Genomic DNA, 11,992 nt, shown 5'->3' with positions numbered 1-11,992 from the left:
GGCGATCACCGTGGCGCCGTCGACGGCGAAGCGCTCGCACAGCGCCCGGCCGATGCCCTGGGCTGCGCCCGTCACCACGACGACGCGCGCCATCGCGGTCAGGCCCCGGCTTTCACGGCGAAGGACCAGGCCGCGTCGGCGAGCTTCGGCACGCGGGCGGCCATGTCGGCGGCGTGCTCGCTCGCGGCGGTGCCGGCCTTCATCCGGCCGGCGATGCCCTGGAGGATGCCGACGAGGCGGAACAGGTTGTAGGCGAAGTACCAGTTCAGGTCGGGCAGGCCGTCGCGACCGGTCTCGCGGCAGTAGAGCGCCACCGCCTCATCCTGCGTCGGGATGCCGAGCGCGTGGAGATCGAGCCCGCCGAGCGCGCTGCGGCCGTCCGCCGGCAGCACCCAGTGCATCAGAAGGTAGCTGAAGTCGGCGAGCGGATCGCCCAGCGTCGACAGCTCCCAGTCCAGCACCGCGGCGACCCGGCCATGGGCGAAGATCATGTTGTCGAGGCGGAAGTCGCCGTGGACGATCGAGACCCGGTCCTGCTCCGGCACGGTCCGCGGCAGCCAGGCGATCAGCCGCTCGGCCGCCTCGAGCCGGTCGCCTTCGGCGGCGCGGTACTGCTTGGTCCAGCGGTCGACCTGGCGGGCGAAGTAGTTGCCCGGCCGGCCGTAATCGCCGAGCCCGATCGCGGTGGGGTTGGCCCGGTGCAGGCGGGCGAGGGTCGTGATCATGCCCGCGTAGACGTCGCGCCGCTCGGCCGGCGGCAGCTCGGGCAGGGCTGCATTCCAGTGCACGGCACCCTCGACCGTCTCCATCACGTAGAAGGCCGCACCGATCACGCCGGCATCCTCGCACAGTGCGTCCGCCCGCGGCACCGGGAAGCCGGTGCCGTGCAGTGCGCGGATCAGGCGGTACTCGCGCTCGACCGCGTGGGCCGAGGGCAGCAGCGGGCCGAAGGGCTTGCGCCGCAGCACGTAGGCGCCCCCCGGGGTCTCGACCCGGTAGGTCGGGTTCGACTGGCCGCCCTTGAACTGGCGCAGCGTCAGCGGGCCGTCGAACCCGGCAACGTGCTCCGCCATCCAGGCCGACAGGGCGCCCTCGTCGATCCGGTGGCGCGGGTCGACCGGCTTGGTGCCGGCGAAGGCGGAATCCGCCGTCCCGCTCACGCGGCGGGACCAGCGTTGCTGTGGCGGGCGAATTCGAGGCGGGCGATCGAGCGGTTGTGGACCTCGTCCGGCCCGTCGGCGAGCCGCAGGGTGCGGATGTGGGCGTAGGTGCGGGCGAGGTCGAAGTCGTCGGAGACGCCGGCGCCGCCATGGGCCTGGATCGCGTCGTCGAGCACCTTCAGCGCGATGCGCGGGGCGGCGACCTTGATCATCGCGATCTCGAGCTTGGCCGCCTTGGCGCCGACCTTGTCCATCATGTCCGCCGCCTTGAGGCAGAGCAGGCGCGTCATCTCGATGTCGATGCGGGCCTCGGCGACGCGCTGCTCCCACACCGACTGGTCGGCCAGCCGCTTGCCGAAGGCGGTGCGCGCGAGCAGGCGCCGCACCATCGCCTCGAGGGCGGCCTCGGCCGCGCCGATGGTGCGCATGCAGTGGTGGATTCGGCCCGGGCCGAGGCGCCCCTGCGCGATCTCGAAGCCGCGGCCCTCGCCGAGGATCAGGTTCTCGGCCGGCACGCGCACGTCGCGTAAGGTGACCTCGGCGTGGCCGTGCGGGGCCTCGTCGTAGCCGAACACCGAGAGCAGGCGCTTGATCTCGACGCCGGGCGCGTCGAGGGGCACGAAGATCTGCGATTGCTGGTGGTGGCGCGGGGCGTCGGGGTCGGTCTTGCCCATCACGATCGCGACCTTGCAGCGCCGGTCGCCGACGCCGGTCGACCACCACTTGCGGCCGTTGATCACGTAATGGTCGCCGTCGCGGCGGATCGAGGTCGCGATGTTGGTCGCGTCCGACGAGGCGACCTCGGGCTCGGTCATCAGGAAGGCGGAGCGGATCTCGCCCGCCATCAGCGGCTTGAGCCAGCGCTCCTTGTGCATCGGGCTGCCGTAGCGGTGCAGCACCTCCATGTTGCCGGTGTCGGGGGCCGAGCAGTTGAACACTTCCGAGGCCCAAGCCACCCGGCCCATCTCCTCGGCACAGCGCGCGTAGTCGAGATTCGTCAGCCCGGCACCGTGGAACGCATCGGTGTCGTGCTCGGGCGAGGGCGGCAGGAACAGGTTCCACAGGCCCGCCGCGCGCGCCTTAGCCTTCAGGCCCTCGATCGCCGCGGAGGGCGCCCAGCGGTCGGGCACGGACTGTGCTGTCTCGGCCTTCACGGCGTCGAGCGCCGGATAGACCTCGGCGGCCATGAAGTCGCGCACGCGCTTGAGCCAGAGCTCCTGCGTCGAGGACGGGGAAAAATCCAATGTTCCACTCCCTGAGCCCGCCGACGTCGTCGCGTGGCTGGGCGGCCCGAGCGTACTCCCGCTTCGAATCGGGCCACAAGCCCCAACCCGGCCGGCCCTGACAGATCGGCGCCCCCGTCTCCGACCGCCCGGCGTACCGAAACCTTGAACCGACGTTCCCACGGCGATCGGCGCTTCGACGGCGCGGCCGCTCCGTGCTGTCGAACGAAGGCTCCGCTTGGTACAGAGGCAAGCATTCGCTCGCTGTGACGCCGGAACTGTTGCAGATCGACGCTTGGAAGATCTGTAGAAGATTTAACGTGCGTGAAGGCTCGCCCGTCCGATCGATGGCATTCACGGCGGGCCGGGACAGCGTTTCTCCTCCGGCGGCACCTTCGCCGGTCAACGTCCCCCGACCTCCCGGCGAAGGTGCTTTTCGTCGCGGCCGCGCGTCAGGCTTCCATGCCGCGAGGAGCCGCCGCGCCCCCAGAAAGCGGAGTGCCCGTCGTGTCCGAGCCGATCACAGCGCGCTCCCTCGTCGGTCGGGATCCCGCCGTGACGATGATCATCTTCCTGGTGCTCCTTGTCGAGAGCGTCTTCCTGCTCGCCTGCCTCCTTTACCTGTAGGGCGCCGCGGGCGGAGCGGGGTGACGGACGCCATCCCCCGCCCGGCGTTCGCAGGACCATGCCCGAGGTCGGCGATCCCGCCTGAGGGGTCCGGCCGCGATGAAGCGCTTCGGGCTTCACGTTTCGTCAACTCTATCGCTAGGTCCCCGACGCTCGCGCTTTACATGGAACAAAACAGGAACAAAGTAGGGTCATCGAAACGGAGTGCCCGACATGCTCAAGCGGATGGTTCTGGTCGGCGTCGCGGAGTTCATGGCCTTCGGGCTGCTCGCGGTCGCAGTGGCGGGTTGGGCGGTAGCCTTGGCCCCGATCCGTTGAGGGATGCCTTCGGCGCGGGCGGCCGGACTGCCCGTGCACAGGATAATTGGTCGCAGGCCGCGCGTCCGAAACGCCACATCGGCGGTGGATATCGGCGATCGCGGCCTGCCGGCCATCGACTCCGGCGGCCGAAGGACGGATCTCTGGGGCACCCGCACAAGGACCGTCATGGCGCGCCAGCTCAAGGAGGTCGGATTCGTCCACCTCCACGTCCACTCGTCCTATTCCCTGCTCGAGGGCGCCCTCAAGGTGGGCGACATCGTCAAGTCGGCTCTGGCCGACCACCAGCCGGCGCTGGCGCTGACCGATACCAACAACCTGTTCGGCGCGCTCGAGTTTTCCGAGAAGGCCGCCGGCAGCGGCATCCAGCCGATTGCCGGGATGCAGCTCTCGGTGGCGTTCGAGGCCGTCGACCCGATGGCACGGGTGGCGAGGCCCGCCGGCAGCCTCGTCGTGCTGGCGCAGGACGAGACCGGCTACGGCAACCTGCTGCGGCTGGCGAGCCGCGCCTACTTCGACACCGGGCTCGGCGAGGCGCCCTGCGTCACCGCCGCGGCGCTCGCTGAATCGTCGGCGGGCCTGATCGCGCTCACCGGCGGCTTCACCGGCCCGCTCGACGCGGCGCTGCGCGCCGGCCGCCCAGACCTCGCCGAGGCGCGGCTCGCCGCCCTGCGCACCACCTTCGGCGAGAGCCGGCTCTACGTCGAGCTCCAGCGCCACGGCCTCGACGACGAAGGTCGGATCGAGGCCGAGCTGCTGCGCATGGCCGACCGCGACGGCCTGTCGATCGCCGCCGCCAACGAGCCGTTCTTCGGCAAGGCGGGCGATTACGACGCCCACGACGCGCTGCTCGCGATCGCCGACGGGCGCGTCGTCTCCGACGACCGCCGCCGCAAGCTCACCGCGCGCCACGGCTTCAAGACCCGGGCCGAGATGGCCGAGCTGTTCGCCGACCTGCCGGACGCCCTGCAGGCGACGGTCGAGATCGCGATGCGCTGCGCGGTCCGCGTCCGCACCCGCAAGCCGATCCTGCCGAACTTTTCGCGGGTGGCGGCGGGCGGGACCGCGCCGATGCAGGACGCGCTCGCCGAGGCAGCGCCCTCGGTGCCGGTGGAGGTCGCCGCCGACGAGCCGACCGAGCTGCGCCGCCAGGCCGAGGCCGGCCTCGCCCTGCGCCTGAGGCAGCACGGGCCGTGCGAGGGCTTCACCGAGCAGGCCTACCGCGACCGCCTGGCCTTCGAGCTCGACGTCATCGTCGGGATGAAGTTCCCGGGCTACTTCCTGATCGTCTCCGACTTCATCAAGTGGGCCAAGGACCACGACATCCCCGTCGGCCCGGGCCGCGGCTCGGGCGCGGGCTCGCTCGTCGCCTACGCGCTGCTGATCACCGACCTCGACCCGCTGCGCTTCGGCCTGCTGTTCGAGCGCTTCCTCAACCCCGAGCGTGTCTCGATGCCGGACTTCGACATCGACTTCTGCGTCGAGGGGCGCGAGCGCGTGATCCAGTACGTGCAGGAGCGCTACGGCCAAGAGCAGGTGGCGCAGATCATCACCTTCGGCACGCTGCAGGCGCGCGGGGTGCTGCGCGACGTCGGCCGCGTGCTCGAGATGCCCTACGGGCAGGTCGACAAGCTGACCAAGCTGGTGCCGCAGAACCCGGCCAACCCCGTGACCCTGGTCCAGGCGATCGAGGGCGAGCCGAAGCTGCAGCAGGCGATCGAGGAGGAGCCGATCGTGGCTCGCCTCATGGAGATCGCCAAGAAGCTCGAGGGCCTGCACCGCCACGCCTCGACCCACGCGGCCGGCGTCGTCATCGGCGACCGGCCGCTGGAGCAGCTGGTGCCGCTCTACCGCGACCCGAAGACCGGGATGCGGGTGACCCAGTTCAACATGAAGTGGGTCGAGGCCGCGGGCCTGGTGAAGTTCGACTTCCTCGGCCTCAAGACGCTGACGATGCTCAGGTGCTGCACGGACCTGCTCAAGCAACGCGGCATCGAGATCGACCTCGCGGCGCTGCCGCTCGATCAGCCCGAGACCTACCAGCCGATGGGCCGGGGCGAGACGGTCGGCGTGTTCCAGGTGGAATCGGCCGGCATGCGCAAGGCGCTCTGCGAGATGCAGGCCGACCGCTTCGAGGACATCATCGCGCTCGTCGCCCTCTACCGGCCGGGCCCGATGGCCAACATCCCGGTCTATTGCGAGCGCAAGCTCGGTCGCGACGCCGGCAACGAGGCGGCGTGGTACCCGCATCCCAAGCTGGAGCCGGCGCTGAAGGAGACCTTCGGCATCATCGTCTACCAGGAGCAGGTGATGGAGATCGCCAAGCTCCTGGCCGGCTACTCGCTCGGCGAGGCCGACATGCTCCGGCGCGCCATGGGCAAGAAGATCCGCGCCGAGATGGACGCCCAGCGCGACCGCTTCGTGAAGGGCTGCGTCGAGCGCGGGCTGACCAAGCCGAAGGCCAACGAGATCTTCGACCTGCTGGCCAAGTTCGCCGATTACGGCTTCAACAAGAGCCACGCGGCGGCCTACGCCCTGCTGACCTACCAGACCGCCTACCTCAAGGCGAACCATCCGGTCGAGTTCCTCGCCGCCGCGATGAACCTCGACATGGACAACACCGACAAGCTCGCCGAATTCCGGCAGGACGCGCAGCGGCTCAAGATCGTCGTCGAACCGCCCTCGATCAACACATCCGGCGTCACCTTCGAGGTCCATGTCGACGACAATGGCGTCGGGCGCATCCGCTACGCGCTCGCCGCGATCAAGGGCGTCGGGCGCGAGGCGGTGAAGTCGATCGTCGAGGCGCGCGGCGAGCGCCCGTTCAAGGATCTCGCCTGCCTCGCCCGCCGGCTCAACCCGCGCCACGTCAACAAGCGCACGCTCGAGAGCCTGGTCGCCGCCGGCGCGATGGACGACATCGAGCCGGACCGCGCCAAGGCCTGCGCCGCGGTCGAGCCGATGATGAAGCTGGCGCAGGGCGCGGCCGAAGCCGAGAGCGCCGGCATCGCCGACATGTTCGGCGGCGTCACCTCCACCGACGTGAGCTTGCGCATCCCGGCCTACGAGGGCTGGCCGATGGCCGAGAAGCTCAAGCGCGAGTACGACGCGATCGGCTTCTTCGTCTCGGGGCACCCGCTCGACGAGTATCAGGACCTGCTGGGCAAGCTCCGGGTGCAGAGCTGGGCCGAGTTCTGCCGCTCGGTTCGCGCCGGCACCTCGAGCGTCGGCAAGGTCGCGGCCTCGGTGCTCGACCGTTCCGAGCGCCGCACCAAGACCGGCAACAAGCTCGGCATCGTCACGCTCTCGGACCAGACCGGGCATTTCGAGGCGATCATCTTCTCCGAAGGCCTCGGGCATTACCGCGAGATCCTGGAACCCGGCCAGCCGCTGGTTCTCCAGCTCCAGGCCAACCTCGAGGGCGAAGACGTGCGCGCCCGGATCCTCGCCGCCGAGCCGCTCGACGCGGCGGTGGCGCGTTACCAGAAGGGCATGCGGATCTACCTGCGCGACGAGGGCCCGATCGGCGCCGTGCAGCAGCGCCTCGCCATGCGCGGCGAGGGCGAGGTCTCGTTGATCCTGCTGCTGGACGGCGGCGAGCGCGAGGTCGAGATCAAGCTGCGCGACAAGTACCAGGCCACCCCGCAGATCGCGGGGATGCTGCGCGCCGTGCCGGGCGTGATCCAGGTGGAGGTGAATTAGGCCGCAAGGGCCGCCTTCATACTTCGCAAACCATGTTCGCCGGTAAACGCCGTCGCAGCCGGCTCGATGTGCGCCGGCGCAACCTCCTCAAAACCGACCGATCCTACACAGCCTCGCTTAACCAAGCGGGACGGGGTCGATGCGGATGAAGGTGGTGCTGGCGCTGACGGTGGTCGTCTACCTGACGACGGGCCGGGCGCCGGGCTTGCGCGAGTTGCGCAACCCGGATGCGGAGCATGGCGGCGGCCGCGTCGTGACGGCGCTGAAGCGCGCCTGGGTCTGAGGCCGCATCGATGGAGGCGTCCGCTCTCGCCGCCGCGAGCCTATCCCGGTGCGCCGCCCGAGATTGGATGGCCGAGATCCAGGCGGGCGGCGACCAGGGCCTGCAGGTTCCAGAGGTGCCGGTCGCGGATGCCGAGTGCCTCGCAGGCCTCGACCGTGCGAAACAGGTACTCGGCGCTCGGCCCGAGATGCCCGGACGCGACCGCGATCCGGTCAGCGATCTCGGCCTCCGTCAGGCGACCGGAATAGCGGTCGCTCGCGCGGTTCACGAGAAAGGTCAGCGCCGAGACCGTTCCGGCCTCCGTCGCGACCGGCAGCCAGCGCGCGACGTAGCCGCGCCCGCGCATCTCGCGGCGCCAGACCGGCATCAGCGTCTCGCGCAGGTTGGTTCCGGCCAAGCGGAACGCGACGCCCCGGCACGAGCCGCCGCGGTCCAGCGCGAGCACGAAGCCGGGCCGCTCCGGCGTGCCGCGAAAGCGCCGTTGCAGCAGGCAGAAGCGCCGGTGGAAGCCGCGCACCGTGCCGATCCGGCTCTCGGCGAAGGCGAATTCCGGCCGCCACATCAGCGAGCCGTAGGCGAACACCCAGAGGTCGCCGGCGCCGCCGCGCTGCTCGATGATCGCGTCGAGGCCGGGCTTCAGCTCCTCGTCGGTCATCACCTGCAGCGCGCTCTCGTCGTCGGCGACGGGAACGGCGTGGGCGCGGGCGATCAGGTCGAGGGAGAGGGCGAGCGGCGTGTTTCGCATCGGTCCGGGGGAGCAAGGACGGGGCCGGAACAACCCGGATCAGCCCCCGATGGTGCCGGCCTTCGCGTTGCCCACGGTCTCCAGCTCCGGGAACGGCTCTGTGCGGTGGCCCTGGCAGACCTCGTCGTCGTCGATCGCCGTAGCGCGTTCGCCGCCTTGTCCTCGCGGATCACGACCTTGGGTCGCTCGCCCTTGCCGAAGGTGCGACCCTTCATGTGGCTCGAGACGCAGTAGAGCGTGCGCCCGCCATCCTCGAACGGCCCGGCGATCCGGCTCGATTCGAACCGCACCGGCAGCAGCGAGACCGACCCGAACGCGACCTGCCGCAGGGCGAGGGCGGCGATGCGCTCGCGGACGGGTTTTGACGACGCCTGAGCGGCGGGGGAGGGCGCCTCGCCGCGCCCTATGCAACCGGTGAGGATCACGGTGATGGCGAGGATGGGCGCGGACCGTCGAAATGCCCGCCGAGTGGGACGCGCAGCGGGTCCCGAGATCGAATTCCGCACCAGCATCCAATCCCCGCAACCTCTCCCAATGCCCGAAGCTACCGCGGCTTTCAGTCCTAGGAAACACGCACCCTCACGCCGCACACCAAAAACGCCTATGTACGGCGGATGCAGTGGACGGATGACGCGCTCGTGCTCGGCGTGCGCAGGCAGGGCGAGACCGGCGTCGTCCTCGAGGCGATGACCCGCGCGCACGGGCGTCATCTCGGCCTCGTCCATGGCGGGCGTTCGCGCCGGTTGCAGCCGGTGCTGCAGCCCGGGAACCTGGTCCGCGCGACCTGGCGCGCGCGGCTCGACGACGGCCTCGGCGCCTTCGCGGTCGAGCCGCTCGAATCGGCCCTGTCGCGGCTGATCGGCTCCGGCCTGGCGCTCTACGGCGTCGGCCACCTCGCCGCCCTCCTGCGCCTGCTGCCCGAGCGCGATCCGCATCCCGAGATGTTCGAGGCGGCCCGGGTCCTGATCGGCCACCTGGACGACCGCACGATCGCCCCGGTGCTGATGGTGCGGTTCGAGCTGGCGATCCTGGCCGAGCTCGGCTTCGGCCTCGATCTCGGCGCCTGCGCCGCCACAGGCGGGAACGACGCCCTGATCTACGTCTCGCCGAAGAGCGGGCGCGCCGTCAGCGCCTCGGCCGGGGAGCCCTACCGCGACCGCCTGCTGGCGCTGCCGGCCTTCCTGCGCGACGGCGGGCGGTTGGAGGGCCCGGACGACGTGCGGAATGGGTTTACCTTGACCGGCTACTTCCTCACCCAGCACATCTGGGGTCCGCGGGCGCTGCCCGTCCCCGAGGAACGCTCACGATTCGTCGCGGCCGGCCTGGATGCCGCGCCGTGATGTTCGTGTTATGTTCCACATGAAACATCTGAGAACGGAGCCGTGATGGGCCAGCCCTTCGAGCCGCCGACCGGGGACGGCATCGAGAGCGTCGAGCTGAAGTCCGCGCTGGAAGAGCGCTACCTCGCCTATGCGCTTTCCACGATCATGCACCGGGCGCTGCCCGATGCCCGCGACGGGCTCAAGCCGGTGCACCGCCGCATCCTCTACGGCATGCGGCTGCTTCGGCTCGATCCGAACACCGCGCACAAGAAGTGCGCCAAGATCGTCGGCGACGTGATGGGCGACTTCCACCCGCACGGCGATCAGGCGATCTACGACGCGCTGGTTCGGCTGAGCCAGGACTTCGCGCAGCGCTATCCGCTGGTCGACGGCCAGGGCAACTTCGGCAACATCGATGGCGACGGCCCGGCCGCCTACCGCTACACCGAGGCGCGGCTCACCGAGGTCGCGCGGCTGATCCTCGACGGGTTCGACGAGGACACGGTCGATTTCCGCCCGTCCTACAACGGCGAGAAGGACGAGCCCTCCGTCCTGCCGGCGGCGTTCCCGAATCTGCTCGCCAACGGCAGCCAGGGCATCGCGGTCGGCATGGCGACCTCGATCCCGCCGCACAACGCCGCCGAGCTCTGCGACGCGGCGCTCTACCTGATCGCCAACCCGCAGGCGACCTCGGCCCATCTCGTCAGCTTCGTGCAGGGGCCGGACTTCCCCACCGGCGGCATCCTGATCGACTCGGCCGAATCGATCGCCGAGGCCTACCGCACCGGCCGCGGCGCCTTTCGCGTGCGCGCCCGCTGGACCAAGGAGGACCTCGGCCGCGGCACCTGGAACATCGTCGTCACCGAGATCCCCTACGGCATCCCGAAGGCGCGGCTGATCGAGAAGCTCGCCGAGCTGCTGCAGGAGAGGAAGCTTCCGCTGCTCGCCGACGTGCGCGACGAATCAGCCGAGGACGTGCGCGTCGTGCTGGAGCCGCGCTCGCGCAGCGTCGACCCGGTGATCCTGATGGAATCGCTGTTCCGGCTGACCGAGCTCGAAGCCCGCATCCCGCTCAACATGAACGTGCTGGTCGGCGGCCTCGTGCCCCGCGTCATCGGGCTCGCCGAGGCTTTGCGCGAATGGCTCGACCATCGCCGCGTCGTGCTGCAGCGGCGCTCGCGCAACCGGCTCGGGCAGATCGAGCGCCGGCTTGAGATCCTGAACGGCCTGCTCATCGTCTACCTCGACCTCGACGCGGTGATCCGCATCATCCGCGAGGAGGACGAGCCGAAGCCGGCGCTGATGGCGCATTTCGGGCTGACCGAGGTCCAGGCCAACGCGATCCTCGACACGCGGCTGCGCTCCCTGCGCAAGCTCGAGGAGATGGAGCTGAAGCGCGAGCTGGAGACCCTGACGCGCGAGAAGGACGGGCTCGAGGCACTGCTCGGCTCGGATGCCGCGCAGTGGAAGGCGATCACCCAGCAGGTCCGCCAAGTGAAGAAGGCGTTCGGGCCCGACACCAAGCTCGGCGCCCGCCGCACGACGCTGCAGAACCCGCCCGACACCGCGGGCATCGACTTCACGGCCGCGATGGTCGAGCGCGAGCCGATCACCGTCATCGTCTCGGAGAAGGGCTGGATCCGCGCGCTGAAGGGCCACGTCGCCGACCTGTCGGGCGTCGCCTTCAAGGGCGACGACCAGATCAAGATCGCCTTCCCGAGCGAGACCACCGCCAAGATCCTGGTCCTGGCCTCGAACGGCAAGGTGTTCACGCTCGACGCCTCGAAGCTGCCGGGCGGCCGCGGCTTCGGCGATCCGATCCGGCTGATGGTCGACCTCGACGACGGCACCGAGATCGTCGCGGCGCTGCCCTATCGCCCCGAGACCCGCCTGCTGATCGCCGGCTCTGACGGGCGCGGCTTCCTCGCGCCGTCCGACGGGCTGGTCGCCAACACCCGCAAGGGCAAGGGCATCCTGGGCCTCGACGGGGACGCCAAGGCGGTGCTGCTGGTGCCGGCCGAGGGCGACCACGTCGCGGTGACGAGTTCCGACAAGCTGCTGCTGGTCTTCCCGATCACCGAGCTGACCGAGCTCGTGCGCGGCAAGGGCGTGCGCCTCCAGCGCTGCCGGCAATCGACCCTCGTCGACGCCTGCGTCTTCGCCCTGGCCGAGGGCCTGCCCTGGCGCGACGGCTCCCCCCAGCCGCGCCTCGCCAACGCCGGCGTGCTGGAGAAGTGGATGGGCCACCGCACCGATGCGGGCACGCTGATGACCCGGAGCTTCCCGAAGTTCGAGCGGTTCGGTCGGTAGAGAGGGCCTGGTTCTGGATCGCCGGAAGAGGGGGAGCGGCTTCTCCGAATCCGGCGCTCCCTCTCCCGACTTGCTTCGCGGGCCACCCTCCCCTCAAAAGGGGGGGGAAGAGCTCGAACGCGATCGCGAGGCTTATCCGCTCACCGTACCACCCCCTCGCGCTTCAGCAGTGCCCGCTTGCGCTCGATGCCCCAACGGTAGCCGGACAGGGCTCCGTCCGTCCGCACCACCCGGTGGCAGGGGATCGCGACGGCGAGGGCGTTGGCGCCGCAGGCGCGGGCGACGGCCCGCACCGCCGCCGG

9 protein-coding genes and 1 pseudogene are annotated in these 11,992 nt (G+C 70.3%); 4 read left to right on the top strand and 6 right to left on the bottom strand.

Annotated features, from left to right (window positions below):
* From FV230_RS16955 to FV230_RS16945, 3 genes are all read right to left on the bottom strand, one after another.
* Positions 1-93 (bottom strand): SDR family NAD(P)-dependent oxidoreductase (locus tag FV230_RS16955; protein ID WP_147843228.1); only part of this gene is annotated, 93 nt, incomplete at its 3' end.
* Between the two features lie 5 nt (positions 94-98).
* Positions 99-1,160: a phosphotransferase family protein gene (locus FV230_RS16950; protein WP_246694890.1), complete on the bottom strand. Its 1,062-nt coding sequence runs from the start codon at positions 1,158-1,160 to the stop codon at positions 99-101.
* Positions 1,157-2,404, bottom strand: coding sequence for an acyl-CoA dehydrogenase family protein (locus FV230_RS16945; protein WP_147843227.1), 1,248 nt, complete (start codon positions 2,402-2,404; stop codon positions 1,157-1,159). The genes FV230_RS16950 and FV230_RS16945 overlap by 4 nt, the downstream gene beginning before the upstream one ends.
* A gap of 1,092 nt (positions 2,405-3,496) precedes the next feature.
* On the opposite strand from FV230_RS16945, the gene dnaE reads away from it, so the two are divergent.
* A complete protein-coding gene (gene dnaE / locus FV230_RS16940) occupies positions 3,497-7,030 on the top strand; it encodes a DNA polymerase III subunit alpha (protein WP_147843226.1) in 3,534 nt (1,177 codons plus the stop codon).
* A gap of 139 nt (positions 7,031-7,169) precedes the next feature.
* Positions 7,170-7,313 (top strand): hypothetical protein, encoded by a 144-nt coding sequence (locus FV230_RS29755; protein ID WP_187275529.1) that lies wholly within the window; start codon positions 7,170-7,172, stop codon positions 7,311-7,313.
* A 40-nt stretch (positions 7,314-7,353) separates the two neighbouring features.
* On the opposite strand, the gene FV230_RS16935 is transcribed toward FV230_RS29755, so the two are convergent.
* Both FV230_RS16935 and FV230_RS30805 read right to left on the bottom strand, forming a co-directional pair.
* The gene (locus FV230_RS16935; protein WP_147727506.1) at positions 7,354-8,058 is read right to left on the bottom strand and encodes a gamma-glutamylcyclotransferase; all 705 of its coding nucleotides are present in this window, start codon (positions 8,056-8,058) and stop codon (positions 7,354-7,356) included.
* A gap of 39 nt (positions 8,059-8,097) precedes the next feature.
* Positions 8,098-8,570, bottom strand: a pseudogene (locus FV230_RS30805) (hypothetical protein).
* Between the two features lie 102 nt (positions 8,571-8,672).
* On the opposite strand from FV230_RS30805, the gene recO reads away from it, so the two are divergent.
* Both recO and parC read left to right on the top strand, forming a co-directional pair.
* On the top strand, positions 8,673-9,398 hold the full coding sequence (gene recO / locus FV230_RS16925; protein WP_147727508.1) for a DNA repair protein RecO: 726 nt from the start codon (positions 8,673-8,675) through the stop codon (positions 9,396-9,398).
* Between the two features lie 45 nt (positions 9,399-9,443).
* Positions 9,444-11,690 (top strand): DNA topoisomerase IV subunit A, encoded by a 2,247-nt coding sequence (gene parC / locus FV230_RS16920; protein WP_147843225.1) that lies wholly within the window; start codon positions 9,444-9,446, stop codon positions 11,688-11,690.
* A 140-nt stretch (positions 11,691-11,830) separates the two neighbouring features.
* Here the strand turns inward: parC and FV230_RS16915 are convergent.
* A partial coding sequence (locus tag FV230_RS16915; protein WP_147843224.1) for a methylated-DNA--[protein]-cysteine S-methyltransferase occupies positions 11,831-11,992 on the bottom strand: 162 nt, incomplete at its 5' end.

Origin of the sequence: Methylobacterium sp. WL6 (genome assembly GCF_008040095.1) — a bacterium.
Classification (GTDB): domain Bacteria; phylum Pseudomonadota; class Alphaproteobacteria; order Rhizobiales; family Beijerinckiaceae; genus Methylobacterium.
Note: the sequence above shows the minus strand (reverse complement) of the source record. Positions and strands in the feature narration are given on the sequence as shown.